This is a genomic window from Pseudomonas sp. OV546, from assembly GCF_900116845.1.
Classification (GTDB): Bacteria; Pseudomonadota; Gammaproteobacteria; order Pseudomonadales; family Pseudomonadaceae; genus Aquipseudomonas; species Aquipseudomonas petroselini.
On record NZ_FPCE01000009.1, the window covers coordinates 54,433 to 78,271 of the forward strand.

21 protein-coding genes are annotated in these 23,839 nt (G+C 61.7%); 12 read left to right on the forward strand and 9 right to left on the reverse strand.

Annotation, left to right across the window (positions count from 1 at the left end):
• Positions 1 to 14 precede the first annotated feature (14 nt).
• From BM403_RS20350 to BM403_RS20375, 6 genes are all read left to right on the forward strand, one after another.
• Entirely contained in the window at positions 15 to 1,448 is a 1,434-nt protein-coding gene (locus BM403_RS20350) for a serralysin family metalloprotease (protein ID WP_093544409.1), read from the forward strand.
• A gap of 49 nt (positions 1,449 to 1,497) precedes the next feature.
• Complete coding sequence (locus BM403_RS20355) at positions 1,498 to 1,866, forward strand: protease inhibitor Inh/omp19 family protein (RefSeq protein ID WP_043205364.1); 369 nt, start codon at positions 1,498 to 1,500, stop codon at positions 1,864 to 1,866.
• Between the two features lie 103 nt (positions 1,867 to 1,969).
• Positions 1,970 to 3,721, forward strand: coding sequence for a type I secretion system permease/ATPase (locus BM403_RS20360; RefSeq protein WP_093544412.1), 1,752 nt, complete (start codon positions 1,970 to 1,972; stop codon positions 3,719 to 3,721).
• On the forward strand, positions 3,718 to 5,031 hold the full coding sequence (locus BM403_RS20365; RefSeq protein WP_093544415.1) for an HlyD family type I secretion periplasmic adaptor subunit: 1,314 nt from the start codon (positions 3,718 to 3,720) through the stop codon (positions 5,029 to 5,031). The genes BM403_RS20360 and BM403_RS20365 overlap by 4 nt, the downstream gene beginning before the upstream one ends.
• 2 nt (positions 5,032 to 5,033) lie before the next feature.
• Positions 5,034 to 6,362, forward strand: a complete 1,329-nt coding sequence (locus tag BM403_RS20370) for a TolC family outer membrane protein (RefSeq protein ID WP_093544418.1) — start codon at positions 5,034 to 5,036, stop codon at positions 6,360 to 6,362.
• 36 nt (positions 6,363 to 6,398) lie between these two features.
• Positions 6,399 to 7,808, forward strand: coding sequence for a polyurethane esterase (locus BM403_RS20375; protein WP_093544421.1), 1,410 nt, complete (start codon positions 6,399 to 6,401; stop codon positions 7,806 to 7,808).
• Positions 7,809 to 7,943: 135 nt separating this feature from the next.
• On the opposite strand, the gene BM403_RS20380 is transcribed toward BM403_RS20375, so the two are convergent.
• A complete protein-coding gene (locus BM403_RS20380; protein WP_046036312.1) occupies positions 7,944 to 8,168 on the reverse strand; it encodes a YgdI/YgdR family lipoprotein in 225 nt (74 codons plus the stop codon).
• Between the two features lie 185 nt (positions 8,169 to 8,353).
• On the opposite strand from BM403_RS20380, the gene BM403_RS20385 reads away from it, so the two are divergent.
• The 3 genes from BM403_RS20385 to BM403_RS20395 all read left to right on the forward strand — a co-directional run bounded on the left by BM403_RS20385 (position 8,354) and on the right by BM403_RS20395 (position 13,273).
• Positions 8,354 to 10,000 carry a VRR-NUC domain-containing protein gene (locus BM403_RS20385; RefSeq protein ID WP_093544424.1) on the forward strand — a complete coding sequence of 549 codons (1,647 nt, stop codon included), beginning with the start codon at positions 8,354 to 8,356 and terminating at the stop codon, positions 9,998 to 10,000.
• Entirely contained in the window at positions 9,997 to 12,252 is a 2,256-nt protein-coding gene (locus tag BM403_RS20390; RefSeq protein ID WP_093544427.1) for an ATP-dependent DNA helicase, read from the forward strand. The genes BM403_RS20385 and BM403_RS20390 overlap by 4 nt, the downstream gene beginning before the upstream one ends.
• Positions 12,253 to 12,331: 79 nt before the next feature.
• Positions 12,332 to 13,273 (forward strand): alpha/beta fold hydrolase, encoded by a 942-nt coding sequence (locus BM403_RS20395; protein WP_093544662.1) that lies wholly within the window; start codon positions 12,332 to 12,334, stop codon positions 13,271 to 13,273.
• Here the strand turns inward: BM403_RS20395 and BM403_RS20400 are convergent.
• Together BM403_RS20400 and BM403_RS20405 are read right to left on the reverse strand one after the other, a co-directional pair.
• Complete coding sequence (locus BM403_RS20400) at positions 13,270 to 14,220, reverse strand: alpha-E domain-containing protein (RefSeq protein ID WP_012724311.1); 951 nt, start codon at positions 14,218 to 14,220, stop codon at positions 13,270 to 13,272. The genes BM403_RS20395 and BM403_RS20400 overlap by 4 nt on opposite strands.
• A gap of 2 nt (positions 14,221 to 14,222) precedes the next feature.
• Positions 14,223 to 15,632: a circularly permuted type 2 ATP-grasp protein gene (locus BM403_RS20405; protein WP_046036314.1), complete on the reverse strand. Its 1,410-nt coding sequence runs from the start codon at positions 15,630 to 15,632 to the stop codon at positions 14,223 to 14,225.
• Positions 15,633 to 16,049: 417 nt separating this feature from the next.
• On the opposite strand from BM403_RS20405, the gene BM403_RS20410 reads away from it, so the two are divergent.
• The 3 genes from BM403_RS20410 to BM403_RS32240 all read left to right on the forward strand — a co-directional run bounded on the left by BM403_RS20410 (position 16,050) and on the right by BM403_RS32240 (position 17,042).
• The gene (locus BM403_RS20410) at positions 16,050 to 16,598 is read left to right on the forward strand and encodes a hypothetical protein (RefSeq protein WP_064054645.1); all 549 of its coding nucleotides are present in this window, start codon (positions 16,050 to 16,052) and stop codon (positions 16,596 to 16,598) included.
• Between the two features lie 85 nt (positions 16,599 to 16,683).
• Entirely contained in the window at positions 16,684 to 16,896 is a 213-nt protein-coding gene (locus BM403_RS20415; protein ID WP_046036315.1) for a hypothetical protein, read from the forward strand.
• 11 nt (positions 16,897 to 16,907) lie between these two features.
• On the forward strand, positions 16,908 to 17,042 hold the full coding sequence (locus BM403_RS32240; RefSeq protein WP_256577190.1) for a hypothetical protein: 135 nt from the start codon (positions 16,908 to 16,910) through the stop codon (positions 17,040 to 17,042).
• Here BM403_RS32240 and BM403_RS20420 read toward each other — a convergent pair.
• From BM403_RS20420 to BM403_RS20445, 6 genes are all read right to left on the reverse strand, one after another.
• The gene (locus tag BM403_RS20420) at positions 17,033 to 18,385 is read right to left on the reverse strand and encodes a cation:proton antiporter (protein WP_093544430.1); all 1,353 of its coding nucleotides are present in this window, start codon (positions 18,383 to 18,385) and stop codon (positions 17,033 to 17,035) included. The two genes, BM403_RS32240 and BM403_RS20420, sit on opposite strands and share 10 nt — an antisense overlap.
• Before the next feature lie 83 nt (positions 18,386 to 18,468).
• On the reverse strand, positions 18,469 to 19,698 hold the full coding sequence (locus tag BM403_RS20425; RefSeq protein WP_093544433.1) for an EAL domain-containing response regulator: 1,230 nt from the start codon (positions 19,696 to 19,698) through the stop codon (positions 18,469 to 18,471).
• Positions 19,699 to 19,707: 9 nt separating this feature from the next.
• Positions 19,708 to 20,091 carry a response regulator gene (locus BM403_RS20430; RefSeq protein ID WP_046036318.1) on the reverse strand — a complete coding sequence of 128 codons (384 nt, stop codon included), beginning with the start codon at positions 20,089 to 20,091 and terminating at the stop codon, positions 19,708 to 19,710.
• Positions 20,076 to 21,425 carry a sensor histidine kinase gene (locus BM403_RS20435; RefSeq protein WP_093544436.1) on the reverse strand — a complete coding sequence of 450 codons (1,350 nt, stop codon included), beginning with the start codon at positions 21,423 to 21,425 and terminating at the stop codon, positions 20,076 to 20,078. The genes BM403_RS20430 and BM403_RS20435 overlap by 16 nt, the downstream gene beginning before the upstream one ends.
• Before the next feature lie 382 nt (positions 21,426 to 21,807).
• On the reverse strand, positions 21,808 to 23,175 hold the full coding sequence (locus BM403_RS20440) for a sensor histidine kinase (protein ID WP_093544439.1): 1,368 nt from the start codon (positions 23,173 to 23,175) through the stop codon (positions 21,808 to 21,810).
• Entirely contained in the window at positions 23,172 to 23,834 is a 663-nt protein-coding gene (locus BM403_RS20445; RefSeq protein WP_012724301.1) for a response regulator, read from the reverse strand. The genes BM403_RS20440 and BM403_RS20445 overlap by 4 nt, the downstream gene beginning before the upstream one ends.
• Positions 23,835 to 23,839: the final 5 nt, after the last annotated feature.

Here is a 23,839-nt window from a genome sequence, read left to right on the forward strand (position 1 = left end):
AAGGAAGTACGTTTATGTCAAAAGTAAAAGACAAGGCTATCGTGTCGGCGGCGCAAGCCAGCACCGCTTACTCGCAAATCGATAGCTTCAGCCATCTGTATGACCGTGGCGGCAACCTCACGATCAATGGCAAACCCTCCTACACCGTTGACCAGGCAGCCACCCAGCTGCTGCGCGACGGCGCCGCGTACCGGGACTTTGACGGCAACGGCAAGATCGACCTGACCTACACGTTCCTGACCTCGGCCTCTTCGAGCACCATGAACAAACATGGCATCTCGGGTTTCAGCCAGTTCAACGCACAGCAGAAAGCACAGGCCGTATTGGCCATGCAGTCCTGGGCGGACGTGGCCAACATCACCTTCACCGAGAAAGCCAGTGGCGGTGACGCCCACATGACGTTCGGCAACTACAGCGGCGGCCAGGACGGCGCGGCGGCCTTCGCCTACCTGCCCGGCACCGGTGCAGGCTACGACGGCACGTCGTGGTACCTGACCAACAACAGCTACACGCCGAACAAAACCCCGGACCTGAACAACTACGGCCGGCAGACCCTGACCCACGAAATCGGTCATACCTTGGGCCTGGCCCACCCGGGCGACTACAACGCCGGGAATGGCAACCCAACCTACAACGACGCGACCTATGGACAGGACACGCGCGGCTACAGCCTCATGAGCTACTGGAGCGAAAGCAACACCAACCAGAACTTCAGCAAAGGCGGGGTCGAGGCCTACGCGTCCGGCCCGCTGATCGACGACATCGCGGCGATCCAGAAGCTCTACGGCGCCAACTACAACACCCGCGCCGGTGACACCACCTACGGCTTCAACTCCAACACCGGGCGTGATTTCCTCAGCGCCAAGTCGAATGCCGACAAGCTGGTGTTCTCGGTGTGGGACGGTGGTGGCAACGACACCCTGGACTTCTCCGGCTTCACCCAGAACCAGAAGATCAACCTCAATGAAGCCTCATTCTCCGACGTTGGCGGCCTGGTGGGCAACGTGTCCATCGCCAAGGGCGTGACCATCGAGAACGCCTTCGGTGGTGCGGGCAATGACCTGATCATCGGGAACAACGCGGCCAACATCATCAAAGGTGGCGCCGGCAACGACCTCATCTACGGCGGTGGCGGTGCGGACCAGCTGTGGGGCGGCGCGGGCAACGACACCTTTGTGTTCGGTGCCAGTTCCGACTCCAAGCCTGGGGCGTCTGACAAGATCTTTGACTTTACCTCGGGTTCGGACAAGATCGACCTGTCCGGCATCACCAAGGGTGCAGGCCTGACCTTCGTCAATGCCTTCACCGGGCATGCCGGCGACGCGGTACTGACCTACGCCGCAGGCACCAACCTGGGCACCTTGGCAGTGGACTTCTCCGGTCACGGCGTGGCGGACTTCCTCGTCACCACCGTTGGCCAGGCTGCGGTCAGCGACATCGTGGCGTGATGCACGGGCGCGGCGCTTCGGCGCCGCGCTTTACGGATGGAGCATGAAGATGCAGCGTTTTTTCAATAGGATCGCCTGCGTATTGCAGGTGATGTTCGTGTCGGCAGGAGCCCACGCAATGGCGAGCAGTCTTGTATTACCCACCACCGCCCAGTTGGCAGGGCATTGGCAGTTGCACCAGCAGGACCAGGTGTGCGCGCTGGACCTGCTGGAGCAGGCCAACGCGTTGGGCGGCGACGTGGCGTGTGTCGAACAATGGTTGGGCGCCAAGCCCCTGACCTGGACGCCAACGCCGGACGGCATCTGGCTGATGAACGCCGAAGGCAGTGGCATTACCCACCTTAACCGGCAAAAAGAAGGCGAATATAAAGGACGCACGCCCACCGGCCTTGAAGTGGTATTGCAACGTACACCTTAGTTGCCGTTTTAAACCGATCACTTGATTTTATTAGTTGACCGCTCCGTCATTTGGGGTCGGGGCAACTATTGCGCGCAATTTGCTTCAAGGAAGATTAGAAACCATGGCGAAGTCCCATGCCGTCGCGCCGTTATTCAAGGCGCTGGGTGAATACAAGAGCATTTTGATCAGCGTCGGTTGTTTTACCGCCTTGATTAACCTGCTGATGCTGGTGCCGTCCATTTACATGCTGCAAGTGTATGACCGCGTGCTGTCCTCCCAGAATGAAACCACCCTGGTGATGTTGACGCTGATGGTCGTGGGCTTCTTTGCCTTTATTGGCCTGCTGGAGGTGATCCGCAGTTTTATCGTGATCCGTATTGGCAGCCAGTTGGAGCGGCGCTTCAACTTGCGTGTGTACAAGGCCGCATTTGAACGCAACCTGCAACGCGGCCAGGGGCATGCCGGGCAATCCCTGGGCGATTTGACGCATATCCGCCAATTCATCACGGGGCCTGCGCTGTTCGCATTTTTCGATGCGCCGTGGTTCCCCCTCTACCTGTTTGTGATCTTCCTGTTCAACGTGTGGCTGGGCGTGTTGGCCACGGCCGGTGCCGTGCTGCTGATCGGCCTGGCGTGCCTGAATGAATACCTGACAAAAAAGCCGTTGGGCGAGGCCAGCGGTTACTCCCAGCAATCTACGCAACTGGCCACCAGCCATTTGCACAACGCCGAGACCATCCAGGCCATGGGCATGCTGGGCGCGTTGCGCACGCGCTGGTTTGCCGTGCATTCGCAGTTTCTCGGCTTGCAGAACACCGCCAGCGATACCGGCTCGGTGATCACCTCCCTGAGCAAATCCCTGCGCCTGTGCCTGCAATCTTTGGTGCTGGGGCTGGGGGCGCTGTTGGTGATCAAGGGCGATATGACCGCCGGGATGATGATCGCCGGCTCGATCCTGATGGGCCGCGTACTCAGCCCCATCGACCAGTTGATTGCGGTATGGAAGCAATGGAGTTCGGCCAAATTGGCCTACCAGCAGCTGGATGACTTACTGCGCGAGTTTCCACCGGACGTGGAGCAGATGAAGCTGCCGGCGCCCAAAGGGCAGGTGAGTTTCGAACAGGTCAGTGCCGGCCCGCCGGGGCGGCGCGTGGCGACCCTGCATCAAGTCAGCTTCAATCTGGGGGCTGGTGAAGTGCTCGGTGTGCTGGGTGCGTCGGGCTCCGGCAAATCCACCCTGGCGCGTGTGCTGGTGGGGGTGTGGCCGACGCTGGCGGGCACCGTACGCCTGGATGGCGCGGACATTCACCGCTGGGACCGCGACGACCTCGGCCCGCACATCGGTTACCTGCCCCAGGACATCGAGCTGTTCAGCGGCAGCATTGCCGACAACATCGCGCGCTTTCGCGAAGCCGACCCCGATCAGGTGGTGCGTGCCGCGCAGCAGGCCGGCGTGCATGAACTGATCCTGCGCTTGCCGCAGGGCTACGACACGGTACTGGGCGACAACGGCGGCGGCCTGTCCGGCGGCCAGAAACAACGGGTAGCTCTGGCACGCGCGCTGTATGGCGGGCCACGCCTGATCGTGCTGGATGAGCCCAATTCCAACCTCGATACGGTCGGTGAAGCCGCCTTGGCCAGCGCCATCGTGCAGATGAAAGCCCAGGGCAGCAGCGTGGTGCTGGTGACCCACCGTTCTTCGGCGTTGGCCCAGGCCGACAAGCTGTTGGTGCTCAACGATGGGCATTTGCAAGCCTTCGGGCCCAGCCAAGACGTGCTGCGCGCGTTGTCCGGTCAGCAGGAAGCGCCGAAGGAGAAACCCGGCGTGAGTTTCAGTCGTCAGTATCAAGCCGGAAGGAATCCAGGCGCATGAGCAGCATCACTGTTGAACCCCGCTTCAAAGAGCGCGACGCCACGTTTTTTACGCGCATGGGCTGGCTGCTGACGCTGGTCGGTGCCGGCGGGTTTTTCCTGTGGGCCAGCCTGGCGCCGCTGGACCAGGGCATTCCGGTACAAGGCACGGTCGTGGTGTCGGGCAAGCGCAAGGCGGTGCAAACTTTAAGCCCCGGCGTGGTCAGCCGGATTCTGGTGAAGGAGGGCGAGCATGTGAAACAGGGCCAGCCGCTGTTTCGCCTCGACAAGACCCAGCACCAGGCCGACGTGCAGTCCCTGCAAGCCCAGTACCGCATGGCCTGGGCCAGCGTGGCGCGCTGGCAGAGCGAGCGTGACAACCACGCCAGCATCCGCTTTCCCGCTGAGCTGAGCGCCAATCCCGACCCGGCCCTGGCGTTGGTGCTGGAAGGCCAGCGCCAACTGTTCAGCAGCCGTCGCGAAGCCTTTGCCCGTGAGCAAGCCGGCATCCGTGCCAACATCGACGGTGCCTCCGCGCAATTGGGCGGCATGCGACGTGCGCGCAGCGATCTGACCGCCCAGGCCCAATCCCTGCGCGACCAACTGAGCAACCTGCAACCCTTGGCCGACAACGGCTACATCCCGCGCAACCGGTTGATGGAGTACCAGCGGCAGTTGTCCCAGGTGCAACAGGACCTGGCGCAGAACAGCGGTGAAAGTGGCCGCGTCGAGCAGGGCATTCTTGAGTCGCGGCTGAAATTGCAGCAGCACAGTGAGGAGTACCAGAAGGAAGTGCGCAGCCAGTTGGCCGACGCGCAACTGCGCAGCCTGACCCTGGAGCAGCAGCTCACCTCGGCCGGGTTTGACCTGCAACACAGCGAGATCAACGCCCCGGCCGATGGCATTGCAGTGAACCTCAGCGTGCACACCGAGGGCGCGGTGGTGCGCGCCGGTGAAACCCTGCTGGAAATCGTGCCCCAGGGCACGCGCCTGGAAGTCGAAGGGCATTTGCCGGTGCACCTGGTGGACAAGGTCGGCACGCACCTGCCGGTCGATATCCTCTTCACCGCCTTCAACCAGAGCCGCACACCCCGCGTGCCGGGGGAGGTCAGCCTGATTTCCGCCGATCAGATGCTCGATGAAAAAACCGGCGCGCCCTATTACGTGCTGCGCACGACGGTCAGCGACGCCGCGCTGGAAAAACTCCACGGCCTGGTGATCAAGCCGGGCATGCCTGCCGAGATGTTCGTGCGCACCGGCGAGCGCTCCTTGCTCAATTACCTGTTCAAGCCGCTGCTCGACCGCGCCGGCTCGGCGTTGACCGAGGAATGAACATGAAGCACGTGTTTATCGCCTTGCTGTTGACCTGCGCCAATGCCCAGGCCGCCATGGGCCCGTTCGATGTGTACGAACAGGCCTTGCGTAACGACCCGGTATTCCTCGGCGCCCTCAAGGAACGCGACGCCGGCCTGGAAAACCGCGCCATCGGCCGCGCCGGCCTGCTGCCCAAGCTGTCCTACAACTACAACAAGGGCCGCAACAACTCCCAGGCCACTCTGCCGGACGGACGTGGCGGTAACTATCACGACGACCGCAACTACAACAGTTACGGCTCGACCTTCAGCCTGCAACAGCCGTTGTTTGATTACGAGGCCTACGCCAACTACCGCAAAGGCGTGGCCCAGGCGCTGTTCGCCGATGAAAGCTTTCGTGACAAGAGCCAGGCGCTGCTGGTGCGCGTGCTGACCTATTACACCCAAGCGTTGTTTGCCCAGGACCAGATCGACATCGCCCGTGCGAAGAAGAAGGCGTTCGAGCAACAGTTCCAGCAGAACCGGCATTTGTTCCAGCAAGGCGAGGGCACCCGCACGGACATTCTGGAAGCCGAATCGCGCTACGAACTGGCCACGGCCGAAGAAATCCAGGCGCTGGATGAGCAGGACGCGTCCTTGCGGGAGCTGGGCGCCTTGATTGGCGTACAGAGCGTCAACATCGACGACCTGGCGCCGCTGAACCAGGGCTTTGCCGCGTTCGCCCTGACCCCGGCCAACTACGACACCTGGCATGAACTGGCGATCAGCAACAACCCCACGCTGGCCTCCCAGCGCCAGGCCCTGGAAGTCGCGCGCTATGAAGTGGAGCGCAACCGCGCCGGGCATCTGCCCAAGGTCACCGCGTATGCCAGCTCGCGCCAGCAGGAGTCCGACAGCGGCAACACTTACAACCAGCGCTACGACACCAACACCATCGGCGTCGAAGTCAGCCTGCCGCTGTATGCCGGTGGCGGCATCTCGGCGTCCACCCGCCAGGCCAGCCGCGCCATGGAGCAGGCCGAGTACGAGCTGGAGGGCAAGACCCGCGAAACCCTGATCGAGCTGCGTCGGCAGTTCAGCGCCTGCCTGTCGGGGGTGAGCAAGTTGCGCGCGTATCAGAAGGCCCTGGCGTCGGCCGAAGCGCTGGTGGTGTCGACCAAGCAGAGCATCCTGGGCGGTGAGCGGGTCAACCTTGATGCGCTGAACGCCGAGCAGCAGCTCTACAGCACCCGGCGCGACCTGGCCCAGGCGCGCTACGACTACCTGATGGCCTGGACCAAATTGCATTACTACGCCGGCAACTTGCGTGACACCGACCTGGCCAAGGTGGATGAGGCGTTTAGACGTTGATTTTTGGGTGTTAAACAACAATAAGAGAGGACTGGCATGGGTATATTTGACTATAAAAACCTCGGCACCGAGGGCTCCAAGGCGTTGTTCGCGGATGCGATGGCGATCACGTTGTACACCTATCACAACCTGGATAACGGCTTTGCCGTGGGTTACCAACACAATGGCCTGGGGTTGGGCCTACCGGCCACGCTGGTCGGTGCATTGCTCGGCAGCACTGATTCCCAGGGCGTTATCCCCGGCTTACCGTGGAATCCGGATTCAGAGAAAGCCGCCCTGGACGCGGTGCAAAAGGCCGGCTGGACGCCGATCAGCGCCAGCACCCTGGGCTACGGCGGCAAGGTCGATGCACGAGGCACGTTCTTCGGCGAGAAGGCAGGCTACACCACGGCCCAGGTCGAGGTGCTGGGCAAGTACGATGACGCCGGCAAACTCCTGGAAATCGGCATCGGCTTTCGCGGCACCTCGGGGCCGCGGGAAACCCTGATCAGCGACTCCATCGGCGACCTGGTCAGCGATCTGCTGGCGGCGCTGGGGCCCAAGGATTACGCGAAGAATTACGCCGGCGAAGCCTTTGGCGGCTTGCTCAAGAACGTCGCCGACTACGCCAGCGCCCATGGCCTGAGTGGCAAGGACGTGCTGGTCAGCGGGCATAGCCTTGGGGGCCTCGCGGTCAACAGCCTGGCGGACCTGAGCGGTAACAAGTGGGGCGGCTTCTACAAGGACGCCCACTACGTGGCCTACGCGTCGCCGACCCAGAGTGCCGGCGACAAGGTGCTCAATATCGGCTACGAGAACGACCCGGTATTCCGTGCGCTGGATGGCTCGTCCTTCAACCTGTCGTCCCTGGGCGTGCACGACAAACCCCATGAGTCGACCACCGATAACATCGTCAGCTTCAACGACCACTACGCCTCGACGCTGTGGAACGTGCTGCCGTTTTCCATCGCCAACCTGCCGACCTGGCTCTCGCACCTGCCCACCGGGTATGGCGATGGCATGACACGGATTCTCGAGTCAGGGTTCTACGAGCAGATGAGCCGCGACTCCACCGTGATTGTCGCCAACCTGTCAGACCCGGCGCGGGCCAACACCTGGGTGCAGGACCTCAACCGCAATGCCGAGCCGCACAAAGGCAATACCTTCATCATCGGCAGTGACGGCGACGACCTGATCCAAGGAGGGAAGGGCGTGGATTTTATCGAGGGCGGGAAGGGCAACGACACCCTCCGTGATAACAGCGGGCATAACACTTTTCTGTTCAGCGGACATTTCGGGCAAGACCGGGTGATTGGCTATCAATCGACGGACAAGCTGGTGTTCAAGGATCTGCAGGGGAGTGTGGATTACCGGGAGCACGGAGGCGATACGGTGATCAGTGTGGGGGGCGATTCGGTGACGTTGGTCGGGGTGAGTGGAGGGTTGGGCGAGGTGGTGATCGGCTAGGACTGAAATGCAGTTGAAAAAGGTGGGAGGGGGCTTGCTCCCGATTGCGGTGGAGCAGCCAACGCATTTATCGACGGGTACACCGCCATCGGGGGCAAGCCCCCTCCCACATTTGATAGGTTTCGGCTTTGGGAATCAGTCTTCCTTGCGCACGGTGGCGACGTCGTCGGCCTTCACCCGTACACGTTTGCCGGCGATATCGGTGAATTCGTAAAAACCGTCGGCGGTCTTGGTTTTTGGGGTGTCCTTGGTCAAATACTGCGTGCCATTTTGCATCGTCACTACGGTTTGCGTCGCGCAACCGGCCAATACCAGAAAAGTGAGTGCAACCAGCGGCAGACCCAAATTCTTCATGTTCATAACCCTTACCTTAACCGTGAAAGTCCCACGCCAGAGGCCGTGGGCGACAAATGTTACGCCATCGACTTCAGCATCTGATCACTTTTATGTAAAAAGTTGCAGGCGCCATTTATCTATTACCGATTGCAACCGGGCCTTTGCGACGGCACTCTGTATGCATAACCAGTATTTGATCGCTGCACGCCATGGCCAATCCCCTCGAAGAACCGCTCTATTACCTGCATAACTTCCGCCAAGTCCTGCATTGGCTGGGGCAACGCTATGCGGATCTGCTCGACCCGGACGAAGAGCATTTCATTCAGCAATTTGACAGGTTGCCGCAAGCGTCCCAGGCCTTATTGGTGCGCATGGTGATGCGCAAGGGCGTGCATTTTCGTGCGGGCAAGCTCAACTATGTGGAGATCGGTTGCACCCAGGCCGCTGCCGGGCCATTGCTGGAGCTGGGCTGGGTTGACGACGAATGCCTGCTGGCCTTTGACGCGTTGTTCGCCTTGCTGCAAAAAGGCGAGATTCTCGCTGCATTCAAGCCTTGGATCGAACAACCCAAAGCCAAGAAAACCGATTGGCTGGAAGGGTTGTCGGCGCATTTCACCGACAATCGCTGCTTTGCCCACTGGTGCCCCGACCTTGCCGACACGTTGTACAGCCTCACCGTGATGGACCTGTGCGATCGTCTGCGCCTGATGTTCTTCGGCAACCTGCATCAGGACTGGTCCGAGTTCGTGCTGGCTGACCTGGGCATCTACACCTACGAAAAAGTCGAGTTCTGCGCCGAATCCCGTGGCTTGCGCAGCCGTGATGACGTGCAGGGTTTTCTGTTCCTGCACCAGTGCCAGCAGGCGTTTGAAACCGGTGCGGCGCTGGAGGAGGTATTGGCCCAGGTCGCCACATTGAACACCGACAATCCCTGGCTGGAAAAACGGCGGGCCAAGCTGTTGTTCCAAGTGGGTCAATATTGCGAGCGCACTGCCGAATTGGCGCTGGCGGAACAGATTTATTGCGCCTGCGCCTACCCCGGCGCCCGCTCACGCTTGATCCGTGTGCTGGAGCGCCAGGAGCACTACGTGCAAGCCATGGCCCTGGCGAACGCCGCCCAACAGGCCCCGGAAAGCGCCGCCGAGCAGCAGCACTTGCTGCGTGTGGTGCCACGCCTGCGGCGCAAACTGGGCGAGCCGGCCTTGCCCAAGGTCAAGCCACGGCCGGTCACGCGCTTGGACTTGGCGCTCGCGCTACCGGACCCGCTGATGTCGGTGGAGTATTGCGTGCAGGCTCACCTCAGCGAGCCCGATGGGCCGGTGCACTATGTTGAAAACGGCCTGATCAACTCGCTGTTCGGCCTGTTGTGCTGGGACGTGATCTTTGCGCCGCTGCCGGGTTCGTTTTTCCACCCGTTCCAGCGTGGGCCGGCGGATCTGCACAGTGAAGACTTCCACCTGCGGCGCGCGCCGCTGTTCGCCGCGTGTTTCGAACAATTGCAGGACGAGCGCTACAAAACCACCATCCGCCAACGCTACAGCGAAAAATGGGGGATCCAGTCGCCCTTCGTGTTCTGGAACCTGCTCAGCGCAGAACTGCTGGAGCAGGCCCTGGCCTGCCTGCCCGCCGAACACCTGCGCTACTGGTTTGAACGGCTGCTACTGGACATCCGCGCCAACCGCGCCGGCATGCCGGACCTGATCCAGTTCTGGCCCGCGCAGAAGACCTACCGCATGATCGAGGTCAAGGGCCCCGGCGATCGCCTGCAAGACAACCAGCTGCGCTGGCTGGAGTTCTGCGGTGAATACCAGATGCCGGTGACGGTCTGCTATGTGCGCTGGGCAGCGTCCGCTTGAGTTACAACGTTGCCGTGCGTGCACTGTGTGAGTTCACCGCCAAGGTCGGTGACCTGGACCTGCGCTTCACGCCGTCGCCCAGCGCCCAGGAAGGCATTGTCGGCCACCGCACCGTCGCCTCGCGGCGCAGCCCGCACTACCAGAATGAAGTGGCGCTCGAAGGTGAGTACCAGCAACTCAAGGTGCGGGGCAGGGCGGACGGCTACGACCCGGACGCCAACCGCCTGGAAGAAGTGAAAACCTATCGCGGCGACCTCGACGCCCAACCCGCCAACCACCGGCAACTGCATTGGGCCCAGGTCAAAGTGTACGGCTGGTTGATGTGCCAGAAACTCGGCCTCTCGCAGATCGACCTGGCGCTGGTGTACTTCGACATCGTCGGCGAGGGCGAGACGGTGCTCAACCAACACTTCCACGCCAGCGAACTGGAGCCGTTCTTCAACCAGCAATGCGCGCTGTTCCTCGGTTGGGCCCAGCAGGAAATGGCGCACCGCGAAGCGCGCAACAGGGCCGCGCAGGCCCTGGCGTTTCCCCATGCCGGTTTTCGTCCTGGCCAGCGCTCGCTTGCTGAATCGGTGTACAAGGCCGTCAGTACCGGCCGCTGCCTGATGGCCCAGGCGCCTACCGGCATCGGCAAGACCATCGGCACGATTTTCCCGTTGCTCAAGGCCCTGGCGCCGCAGCAACTGGACACGCTGTTCTTCCTCACCGCCAAGACCCCCGGCCGCAAGCTCGCCCTGGACGCCGCCCACGTGCTGCACACCAGCAGCCCCGAGCTGCAATTGCGCGTCCTGGAACTGGTGGCGCGGGACAAAGCCTGCGAGCACCTGGACAATGCCTGTCACGGCGACGCCTGCCCCTTGGCCAAGGGTTTCTACGATCGCTTGCCCGCCGCGCGCATCGCCGCGTCCAAGGTGCGCCTGCTGGACCAGCGCAACCTGCGCGACGTGGCCCTGGCCCATGACATCTGTCCCTATTACCTGAGCCAGGAAATGGCGCGCTGGGCCGACCTGGTGGTCGCTGACTACAACTACTACTTCGATTTTGGCGCCATGCTGTTCGGCCTGGCCCAGCTCAACCAGTGGCGCGCGGCAGTGCTGGTGGACGAGGCGCACAACCTGGTGGAACGGGCCCGCTCGATGTACAGCGCGAGCCTCGACCAATACCACCTCAAGACCCTGCGCGACGTCGCGCCCGAGCCCTTGAAAAAACCCTTGCAGCGCCTCAACCGTGAGTGGAACGCACTGCACAAGGACCAGATCGCGCCGTACCAGGCTTATGCCGCCCGCCCGGAAAAACTGTTGCAGGCCCTGAGCCTGTGCGCCAGCAGCATGGGCGAGTATTTCAATGAGCATCCCGAATCGCTCAGCGGCGACCTGCAAGCCTTCTATTTCGAGGTGCTGCAATTTGCCAAAGTCGCCGAGCTGTTCAACGAACACTTCATTTTCGACATCAGCAAACGCCAGCTCAGCGGCAAACGCAGCAGCTCAACCCTGTGCCTGCGCAACGTGGTGCCCGCCGAGTTCATCCGCCCGCGCTTGACCGCGGCCCGCAGCAGCGTGCTGTTTTCCGCGACCCTGAGCCCCCGTCATTACTACGCGGATTTGCTCGGTTTGCCGGCGGACACGGCCTGGGTCGATGTGGAGTCGCCGTTCAAGGCTGAGCAATTGCAGGTGCGCATCGTCGATGCGGTCTCCACGCGTTTCGTGCATCGCCACGCCTCTTTGGAACCTATCGTTGAACTGATCGCCCGCCAATACACCGGGCAGCCTGGCAACTACCTGGCGTTCTTCTCAAGCTTCGATTACCTGCAGCAGGTGGCGCAGTTGCTGGCCGAGCGACACCCGCAGATCACACTCTGGCAACAGTCACGCGGCATGGCCGAGGCCGAGCGCCAGGCGTTCCTCGACCAATTCACCGAACACAGCCAGGGTGTCGGCTTTGCCGTGCTCGGCGGCGCCTTTGGTGAAGGCATCGACCTGCCCGGCGCCCGTTTGATCGGCGCCTTCATCGCCACCCTCGGGTTGCCCCAACTCAACCCGGTCAATGAACAGATGAAACTGCGCATGGGCGCGATCTTCGGTTCAGGCTACGACTACACCTACCTGTACCCCGGCCTTCAGAAAGTGGTGCAGGCAGCGGGCAGGGTCATCCGCAGCCAGCAGGACCGTGGCGTGGTGATGTTGATCGATGACCGCTTCGGCGAAGCGCGGGTACGGCAGTTGTTACCGCGTTGGTGGGCGGTTGCATGAGGCATTCCCGCGATCAATGATGCTGGTGGCGTTGAAAACAATGCCGCACGCTGGGGAAAACCTCGAAAAGGCCATACCAATGAGCGAGCAACTCATCTGCGTCAACGGTATTGAGTTAAGCGTCCACATCGCCGGTCCCGAAGACGGCAAGCCGATCTGGCTGCTTCACGGTTTCCCGGAGTGCTGGCACTCCTGGCGCGAGCAGATTCCCGCGCTGGCGGCCGCGGGCTATCGGGTGTTTGCCCCTGAGATGCGCGGCTACGGCCAGTCAGGTTCGCCGGCCGAGATCGCCGATTATGATCTGCTGACGCTGTGTGGCGATATCCAGCAGGCCATGGACCATTTTGGCCATGCGCAGGTGGTCATGGTCGGCCATGACTGGGGCGCGGTCGTGGCCTGGCACCTGGCGTTGCTCGAACCTGAACGGATCACGCGCTTGATCACGCTGTCGGTGCCGTTTGCCGGGCGCGCACGGCGGCCGGTGATTGAAATCATGCGCGAGCTGTACGCCGACCGCTTCAACTACATCCTGTATTTCCAGGAACCGGGCGTCGCCGAGCAGGAGTTGAACGCCGATATCGAGCGTACCTTGCGCCTGTTCATGCAGGATCAGGATGTGTTTCTGCAAAGCAAACCTGCGAATGCCACGTTGCTTGAGGGTGTTCCGGCACCCGGCGCCTTGCCGCACTGGTGTTCCCAGGCGGATCTGGACGTCTACGTGCACACCTTCGCCGAGCATGGGTTTCGCGGCCCGTTGAACTGGTACCGCAACTTCGAACGCAACTGGCAACGCACCGAAAGCCTGGCCGGCAGGCAGGTGCTGCAACCCACGCTGTTCCTGATCGGCGACCGCGACCCGGTCGGGGTCTTCGAGGCCCACACGCTCAAGCGAATGCCTGAGTCAGTGCCTCACCTTGAGCAGCATGTGCTGCTCAACTGTGGCCACTGGATCCAGAACGAACAAGGGCAGCAGGTCAACGCACTGATGCTCGGGTTTCTAGGGAAAGCGGGGGCTGCTTAGACCACTTCCAGGTATGAGCTGTGTATCGCCCGTGCCAGCTCGCGCACCGTGTCGATGAATTCCGTGAGACGGCTATGCAAACCATCCTCCAGAATCTCATCAATCCCGGTATACCTGAGCCGCGCCTCGAACTCCGCCGCCAACCGCTGCGCCGTGCGCCCATAACTGCCGGGCAGATCCGCCAGGATATGGCTCAATTCCTCGATACACGCATGCAACGAACGCGGCACATCACTGCGCAGCAACAGCAGCTCCGACACCGACCGCGCATTCAATGCATTCGGGTACAGCTCGGTATACGCCTCAAACGACGACAATGCGCGGAGCAGGGCGCTCCACTGGTAATAACCGCGTGCCGACAAGTCGCTGACTTCTTCCGACTCTTCGCCAAACATCTCGTAACGCGCATCCAGTAGGCGCAGGGTGTTGTCCGCGCGCTCGACAAAAGTGCCCAAGCGGATAAACCGATAGGCGTCGTTGCGCATGATTGTCCCGGAGGTCGCCCCACGGAACAGGTGTGAACGCTGCTTGACCCAGTCACAAAAGTGGCTGATGCCATGCCGCGCCAGGCCGCCGGCGGCGATGCTGCGCATCTCCAGCCAGGTAGCGTTGAGGTTTTCCCACATGTCGGCGGTGATGCGCCCGCGTACCGCGTGGGCATTGCCACGTGCAGCGCGCAGGCAGTTGTAGATGCTGGCGGGGTTTTCTTCGTCGAGGGCGAAGAAATGCAACATACGTTCGGCGTCCAGCTGTTTATGACGCTCAAGGTAGCTGTCCAGGGTGCCGCTGCTGAGCAACGACATGGCCAGTTCATCCAGGCCATCGCTGCGCCCGGCCTGGGGCATCAACGACAGCGAGTAACTGACTTCCAGCATGCGCGCCAGGTTCTCGGCACGCTCCAGGTAACGGGACATCCAGTACAGATCTGCGGCGGTTCTACTCAACATACTCAGCCCTCCACCACCCAGGTGTCCTTGGTTCCGCCGCCTTGCGACGAGTTGACGATCAACGAGCCTTCCTTCAGCGCCACGCGGGTGAGACCGCCGGGCACCAGGCGGGTTTCCTTGCCCGAGAGCACAAACGGCCGCAGGTCGATATGCCGTGGGGCGATGCCGTTTTCGACAAAGGTCGGGCAGGTGGACAGGCTCAAGGTCGGTTGGGCGATGTAAGCGTGAGGACGGGCCTTGATGCGCTGGCGGAAGTCCTCGATCTCGGCGGCGGTGGAGGCCGGGCCGACCAGCATGCCGTAGCCGCCGGAGCCCTGGGTTTCCTTGACCACCAGTTCCGGCAAGTGGGCCAGGACGTGAGACAGCTCATCGGGTTTGCGGCACTGGAAAGTGGGTACGTTCTGTAGCACCGGTTCTTCATCCAGGTAGAAACGGATCATTTCCGGCACATAGGGGTAGATCGACTTGTCGTCGGCGACGCCGGTGCCGATGGCATTGGCCAGCACCACATTGCCGGCGCAATAGGCGGCGACCAGGCCGGGCACGCCGAGCATCGATTCGGGGTTGAAGGCCTTGGGGTCAAGGAAGGCGTCGTCGATACGCCGGTAAATCACGTCCACCGGCTTGGGGCCATCGGTGGTGCGCATGAACACCTTGAGGTCGTGCACGAACAGGTCGGCGCCTTCCACCAGCTCCACGCCCATTTCCCGTGCCAGGAACGCATGCTCGAAGAACGCGCTGTTGAAGCGCCCCGGCGTCAGCACCACCACATTGGGGTTGTCCAGGCGGCTTGAGCTTTTAAGGGTCTTGAGCAGCAGGTTGGGGTAGTGGTCCACCGGCGCAATGCGCTGTTTGGCAAACACCTCGGGGAACAGGCGCATCATCATCTTGCGGTCTTCGAGCATGTAGCTCACGCCGCTGGGGGTGCGCAGGTTGTCTTCCAGCACGTAGTAGGTGCCGTCGCCGTCGCGCACCAGGTCCACCCCGGAGATATGCGAGTAGATGTCGCGGTGAAGGTCCAGGCCGACCATCGCCTTCTGGTAGCCCTCGTTGCCCAGCACCTGCTCCGCCGGAATGATCCCGGCCTTGATGATGCGCTGGTCGTGGTAGATGTCGGCGAGGAACATGTTCAGCGCGTTGACGCGCTGGATGCAGCCGCGTTCGATCACGCTCCATTCACTGGCGGGGATGCTGCGCGGGATGATGTCGAAGGGGATCAGGCGCTCGGTGTCTTGTTCGTCGCCATACAGGGTGAAGGTGATCCCGGCGCGGTGAAACAGCAAATCGGCTTCACGGCGACGCTGGGCCAGCAGTTCCGGCGGCGTATTCGCCAGCCAGCGGGAGAAATCCTGATAGTGCGCGCGGCACGCGCCGTTCGCGTCATTCATTTCATCGAAGAAAGATAGAGCCATTCCAGTACCTTGTCAGTGCCGAGGAGAGCTTGGGTGGCACTGCCGCTTAAAAAACCGCATATTTTTATGAGCCCGTGGCCGATGGTGCCAATGGGCCTGGTCCTTACTTTCTTGTGGGGTCGGCTCTGGGTCGGGGGGTAACGAATGCTCCTTTATTCGGGCAGATGAATGGTTTAAGCAATGCCTGTGCCGAAACGCCCAAATTCTGTGTAGTGAGCGGGCTTGCCCCGCGCTGGAGTGCGTAGCGCTCCTGTTTGTTGAGGGCCGCTACGCTGCCCAGCGCGGGGCAAGCCCGCTCACTACAAGAGCCCTGTCTTCCATGGGGCACGCAGTGCTCCGGATTGGTGCGCGAACAAACTTGAACTTCACCTACCCCCGATTCTTCTAATAGGACTCGAACCTGTGTGGAGCACTGTCGTGCCCAGAATCATTCCTTCTCCCAATACGCCGGAAGCGGCGCTGGCCGACCACAGCGAACACAACGCGAAAATCTTCGGCTCACCCAAGGATCGCCTCGATTTCTACCGGCGCGAAATCCAGTACGAAACCACCATTTTGGCCAACCGCACCGACGCCTACCTCACCGCGCAGTCGTTCCTGGTCATCGCCTTTGTGTCCGGCATGGGCAACCTCAACCCGGAATGGGGCAAGCTGTTCACCCTGGTGGTGCCGGTGTTCCTGGTCGCGCTGGGCATTCTCAGCTCCCTTAACGCCTGGCCAGGCATTCGGGCCGCGTACGAGATCATCGACCACTGGCACTACAAGCAAAGCGAACTGCTGCGCAGCGAGCCGGTGATGGGCTTGGCCTACGATGAGTCGCCGCTGTTTTCCGAAATGGAGTCGTCCCACAAGGGCTATCGCAAGTCGTTGCTGTTCTCCATGCGTGCGCCCTGGCTGTTCATGGTGTTCTGGCTGGTGCTGGGGATTTATGCGTTCTATATCCAGGTCGACAATCCGATCCGGTGAGCAATCGGACGGAACTTCGCCGGTCGGCGTAGCGCCTTACCTTCAGGCCCTGCAGATTTCCCTCCGGCCTACCAAGAGGTGACCCATGAGCACGAATAAAGACCCCCAACTCGATAACCGTAATGATCCGGCCATCGACGGCGGCGAACCGGCGCCGGGGACCGCTGCCGACGCGCCCAAGGACCCGGTTCCGGCCAAAGACCCCAAAGCCAAGGAAAACGACTACAGTCCAGACTTCAAGCCCGAGCGCGAGCCTAAGCCTGAAACCGATGCTGATATCGACACCCAAGGCGGTTAGAGGAGACGGTCATGTCAAAAGAACTCGACGAAGAACTCAACGATCCGGGCAATGAAGACCCGGGTTCGTTGATGGACGATGCAGAAGTGCCGCTCAACGATCTGGATGAAGCGGCAAATGTGGGCAATAGCGAGGATCAAGACTGAGGTTTCACCTGGGCACGTCGTTCATACCACGCCAGCATCGGCTGGGTACTCAGGCCATGAACGACGATGCTCAAGGCGATGACGGACAGGGTCAGGTTCACGGCCACCGCGCTGCTGGTGCCGATCAACCCATGATTGAGCGCGTAGAACAGGTAGTAAATGCTGCCGATCCCACGAATCCCGAACCAGCCCATCAGGCCGCGCTGCCTGAGGTCGACCAGACGCCCCCAGGGCATCGCCAGCACGCCTATCGGGCGAATCACACAGAATAATAACGCCGCCACCGGCAACGCGCGCCAATCCCAATGGCTCACCAGCACGATCCCCAGCACCGTCACAAGGAACACCTCCATCGAACGCTCCACCAGGCTGCCGAATGAGAGCATGTCGCCCATCATCACGCCGGCGGCGATCTGGGTCTCTTTCAATTCGCTGACGTCGCCCTGCAGCGCGTGCTCGGGCTCGACTTCCAGGTGACCCACCACCGGCAGCGCAAGGTGCTCGGAGGGTGTCTGCGAACTGCCGGTTGAGCGAAATTCCGCCTGGCGCAGACCAAGCCCTGCCGCGAACACCGACAGGAAGCCATAACCGCCCACCGCTTCGGCCACTACGTAGGCCAGCGCGATCAAGGCGAGCGTCAGGTAGTCATTGGGCGAGAGCGTGCTGTCACTGTGGGTGATGCGCAACCACAGCGTCACCCGGCCAATGCCGCGGCCCATCCAATAGCCGATCAACAAACCGGCCGGTACCGCCCAAACCAGGTTCTTCAGCACCCAACCGCCCAGCCAGTCACCGTCAAAACCGCCGTGCTGCATGAACAGCAGGGCGAAGATCACAAACGGGAAGGCGGTGCCGTCGTTCAAGCCTGCTTCACCGGACAGCCCGAAGCGCAGCGCGTCATAATCCTGGGCGTTATTGACCTGCACCAGTCCCGCCAGCACCGGATCGGTCGGGGCCAGGATCGCCCCCACCAGCAGCGACACGCCCCACGACATTGCAAACAGGTAGTGCAGCGCCAGGCAGAGGCCGAGGATGGTCAGCAGCATCACCGGCCCGGCCATGCCAAATGCGATGCGCCAGAGCCGGTGTTTGAGCGGCAGACGCAGCTTTAAACCGCTGACGAACAGCGAAAACAGCACCGCGACTTCGGTCAGGTGCTCCATCCAGCGCGCGGAATGCTTGATATCCAGGTGCAACAGGTCGACGCCCAGCGGGCCGATCCCTACGCCCAGGAGCAGGCACACCGCCGAGGTCGTGACCGGCATCCAGCGCAGGTAAGAGGAGGTGAGGGCAAGCGTGAGCAATACGGCGCCCAGTACGGCCATCCATAGAATAAAAGTCATCGGACATCTACCGGGCCGTGGTCTGTCCTGGTTTGAGAGCAAGCGTCGCGTGCAGGTTCAATGTGATTGCGCCCACGCCGATTTCACGGCCCCTCTAAGCGCTCCAGCAACAGGCGCTCCAAGGTTTCCACCGGCAACGGCCGGCTGAACAGGTACCCCTGGATCTGATCGCAGCCGGCCTCTTTCAAAAACGCCAACTGCGCCTGGGTTTCCACGCCTTCGGCCACCACCCGCAGGTTGAGACTGTGGGCCAGTTCAATGATGGTGCGGGTGATCGCCGCATCCTGCGGGTTGCTGGTGACTTCGCGGATAAACGCGATGTCGATCTTCAGCGTGTCGATGGGAAACCGCCGCAGGTACGCCAGGCTCGAGTAGCCGGTGCCGAAGTCGTCGATGGAGATTTTCACGCCCATGGTGTGCAAGCGTTGCAGGCTGGCGATGGTGTGCTGGGTGTTTTCCATCAACGACCCTTCCGTCAGTTCCACTTCCAACCAGTGCGGCTCGACCTGGTTTTGCTTGAGCAGGCGCGCGATATCGGCAATCAGGTCGCCTTCGATCAACTGATGACCGGAGACGTTGACCGACACCTCCACCGGGCCAATCGGCCCTTGTTGCCACTCGGCGATCTGTCGGCACACCTGTTCGATCACCCAGCGCCCCACCGGCACGATCAAGCCCAGGCTTTCCAGGATGGGCACGAACACGGCCGGCGACACGGCGCCATAGTCCGGCCGTTCCCAGCGCAGCAACGCCTCGAGGGCGCACAAGCGGCCGCTGGCGAGCTCGACCTTGGGCTGGTAATGCAGGGTGAATTCATGGTGTTCGACGGCCTGGCGCAAGGCATTTTCCAAGTCTTGCCGGGCCAGGTCATGCACGTTCATGCCGGTAGGGCGTTGCGCCAGCTCGCGTGAATGGCTCACCCAGTCGCCGCGCGTCTTGAGCCGTAGCAGGTTACGTACCCGCAACCAGAGCTCGACACGCTCCACGGGTTTGCTGATGAATTCCTCGGCGCCGGCCTCCAGTCCGTTGACCCGTGCACTCGGTTCGCTGAGGGCCGACAACATGATGATCGGAATACCTGCCGTGGTTTCATCACCTTTCAACTGGCTGGCGACTTCGTAGCCGTCCATGCCTGGCATCATGATGTCCAGCAGGATCAGGTCCGGTGGCTGTTGCGCCACCAATTGCAGGGCTTCTTCGCCGCTGCCCGCCGTGAGGGTCTGGTAGCCCTCGTGTTGCAGCAAGGTTTCCAGGAGCTTGCGAACCTGAGGTTCATCATCAACGATCAACAGCGTCGCGGGTTGGCTGGCCATGGAGAGGACTCATATGAGGGGTTTGGTGTGCTGTTGCAGCAAGGTGTCGATCACCTGGTACAGCTCTTTGTAACGCAGCGGCTTGATGATGTAGGCGTCACAGCCGGCCAGCCGGGTTTTTTCACGGTCTTCTTTCATCGCCATGGCCGTCAGGGCGATCACCGGGATATGTGCGGTAAGCGGGTCACCCTTGAGCAGCGCGGTGGCGGCCAGGCCGTCCATGCCCGGCAACTGGATGTCCATCAGGATCAGCGCCGGTTGCTGTTCGCGGGCCAGGGTCAGGCCGGTTTCGGCATCGGGCGCCCACAGCACGGCGTGACCTGCATTCACGAGCAATAAGCGCGCCAGGCGCATATTGGCCTCATTGTCTTCAACGATCAGGATGTTGGCCATGCTGCCTCCGGGGCGCGGTGCAGCGGTAGCCAGGCCACAAAGCGTGCGCCACAGCCTTCGCGGCTGGCCACGGCGACGCTGCCGCCATGCAGGTCCGTCAATTGCTTGACCATCGCCAGCCCCAGGCCGGTGCCTTCGAATTTGCGCGCCAGGCTACTGTCGATCTGGCTGAATGCCTTGAACAACTTGCCCATGTCGTCCTCGGCAATCCCGATGCCCGTGTCGCTGACGCTCAACTCGAGGAACTGTTGGTGGGGGCTATCGGGCAAGGCAAAGCTGTACACCGGCCATTCGCCTGAAATCTGCCCGACCTGTTCGCGGGGCACCTGGCGCACCGTCAGCGTCACTGAGCTGCCGTGCTCGCTGAACTTTACGGCGTTGGCCAGCAGGTTGTAGACGATCTGTTTGGTCTTGCGCAGGTCCAACGCCAGGCAACCGAGGTCTTCGGGGCTTTCGAGTTTCAACTGGATGCGGTGCAGCGCGGCTTTTTCCCGCACGATCAGCAGGCTGTTGGCCAATAACCCCGCCAGCTCGACGGCTTCCAGCTCCAGCTCCATCATCCCGGCCTCGACCTTGGACAGGTCGAGGATGTCATTGATCAGCGACAGCAGGTGCTGGCCGCTGGTGAAAATGTCGCCGATGTATTCGCGTTGGGTGTCGCTCATTTCGCCGACTAGGCCATCCTTGAGCGCTTCGGAAAAACCGATCACCGCATTCAACGGCGTGCGCAGTTCATGGGACATGGTGGCGAGGAACTCGGACTTCATGTGGCTGGCGTGTTCCAGCTCCAGGTTCTTCTCTTCCAGCGCCCGCTCGAAGCCTTTGCGCTCGGCTTCTTCCTGCTTGCGCGCGGTGTTGTCGGTGCCGATCAACAGGTAGCCGATGATGGTGTCGTAGCGGTTGCGCAGGGCGGTCACCGAGACCATGGCCGACAGGCGACTGCCGTCCTTGCGGATATAGGTCAGCTCATAGATGTCTTCGATGCCACGCGAGGCCTTGAACACCAACGCTTCGAAACCCGGCGTGATCGGCGTGTCCAGCTCAAGGCTGAGGGCGGCGGCGCGGGTGATCAGTTCGACGGGGTCGGAGATGTCGGCAGGGGTGATGCGGTTGACCACATCGGCGGCGGCATAGCCGAGCATGCGTTCGGCGCCGACGTTGAAGATCTGGATGACGCCTTTCTCGTCGGTGGCGATGCTGGAAAAGTACGCGCTGTTGAAGATCGCGTCCTGCAGGGCGCCGGTCTTGAGCAGGGTTTTCTGCCGTTTGAACTCGACGATTTTTTCGGCCCGCGATTGGGGTTCGGGCGAGGTGCCAACAGCTGGTTTGTCCACTGCGTTGTTGTCCGTGCAGATAAGGCCCGGACGCGTCGTTGACACGGCCGCAGAGCATGCTCACAGAAAATCGCAGCAACGCGATGAGGAGGAGATGAGGTCCTTGGACGATAGCAGATACCGCACCCCGCGCGGTACGGATACACTCAAACGGATGTATGCCGACAAAGGGCTCGGGGCGCCCGCTCAGTGCTGTTCACCACGTCACGCTACTGGCGACCTGGGTACTTTTACCCAGATAAATGGCGCTGTGGAACCCTGAGGCACGGTTCAGCTCGCGGAGCGGGGCATTGGCTGTCGCGTCGACGGCATGCATTCGTTTGAATGCATTGGCGCGCGCTGTCGTCCTCAAGTGACGCATCAACGTGCCCCCCACAGTCGGTCATGACTGCGGGATTTCCAGCGTTGCTCTCAGCCCTCCGGCCGCCAGGTTTTCCAGGCGTACCTGGCCGCCGAGGCGCTGGGCGATGGTGTGTACGATGGTCAGGCCTAGGCCGGCGCCTTCGGCGTTGCCCCGGCTGTAAAACAGCTCGAAGAGGCGGTCACGCTCACTTTCTTCAATGCCGGGCCCTTGGTCATCCACAGTCAGCACGAAACGCTGTGGGACCTGGCACAACCTCACCGTAATGACCCCGTGTTCCGGAGAGAAATTCGCGGCATTGGTCACCAGGTTGGTCAGGGCGATGTTGATTGCGCCGGCATCGGTCGTCACGCGGTACGGCGCATCGTCCACGTCGAACACCAGCTCAAGGCCTTTGCTCAGCAGCCAGGGTGTCAGCTGGATCAGCGTTTCACGCACTGTCGTTGCCAGGTCGATGGTTTGTACGGATGGCTGTGTGGCGCTGGGTTCAAGGCGCGCCATGGTCAGCAATTGGTTGACCAGGCGGGTGGTGCGGTCGACGCCGGTGATCAGAAAAGCCAGGGACTCGCGGCGTTCGGTGTCTGTGCCGGCTTCCAGTAGGTTTTGCGCGTGCACCCGCAATACCGCCAGGGGCGTACGCATTTCGTGGGCGGCGTCGGCGATAAAGCGGCGCTCACGGCCGAGCATCTCCTGGATCTGCGCCAGCATGCGGTTCAATGCCGCCTGCATGGGCTCCAGCTCCGTGGGCAAGGGGGTCAGTTGCATCGGTTCCAGTGAGCCAGAGTGCCGCGCACGCAACGTGGCAGCCATATCGGCCAGCGGCTTGAGCCCCCAACCGATGGCCAGCCAGACCATCGCGGCCAGGATCAGACTACCCAGCACATTGGGCCACAGGGTATGCCGCACGATGCGTTGCACCAGGTCGGACCGTACATCGTCGCGTTCGCCCACCCAGATGCGCAGGCCATTGTCCTTGTCCTTGAGCACGAAGCCGCGCCATTGCCGACCATTGAGGTCGTTGATGTTGCTGTACCCCGGCTGTGCGGGCGGCTTCGAGAAGGAAGGGGCGCTGGCGGTAAACACCAGCAACTCACCCTGCGGGTTCCACACCTGAAAGGCGATTTTACTTTCATAAGGGTGCCCATCCACCTTGGGCATGGCTTCGCCCAAGGCTTTATTGAAGGCGCGATACAGGTCTGCCTGGTCTTTGCTGGCCAGCGGCATGCTCATGACGCCTTGGAGCAGCCGCGCGTTTTGCGCCAGTTGTGCGTCGTAGACTTCGGCAATTTCGTGATTGCTGTCATGCAGGTTCAGCACGCTGATCACCAGCAGCCCGGTGAGCAGCAGGCCAATAATAAGGGTCAGGGTTCGTCGCCGGATCGAAGTCATCGACGCTCCTCGACCAGGTAGCCCACACCTCGGACGGTGCGAATCAGTTCGCTGGAGAACTTCTTGCGCAGGTGATGGATGTGCACCTCCAGGGTGTTGCTTTCGGCTTCTTCGTTCCAGCCGTAGAGCAATTGCATCAACTGGTCACGGGTCATGACGCGGCCGGGCGGCGATAGCAGCTCGTGCAGCAGTTGATATTCCTTGGGGGTGAGAAGCACGGGGACACCGTGATAACTGACCTGCTGCGTGCTCGGGTCCAGGCAGATACCCGCGTGCTCGATTACCACCCGGGCACGCCCGGCGCTGCGGCGCAACAAGGCGCGCAGACGCGCCTTGAGTTCAGCCAGGTCGAACGGTTTGACCAAGTAGTCATCGGCGCCGGCATCGAGCCCGGCGATGCGGTCTTCGGTGGCGTCGCGCGCCGTGAGGATCAGCACCGGCACGGTCGCGCCACTGTCGCGCAGGCGACGCAGCACTTCCAGTCCGTCCATGCGTGGCAGGCCAAGGTCAAGCACCACGGCGTCAAAAGTTTCGCTGAGCAGGGCATGCAAGGCACTGTTGCCGTCTTGCAGCCAGTCGACGGTATACCCCTCACGCGCCAGTGCCTGGTGAATGCCTCCCCCCAATGCGTCGTCATCCTCGATCAGTAATAGGCGCACGCGGA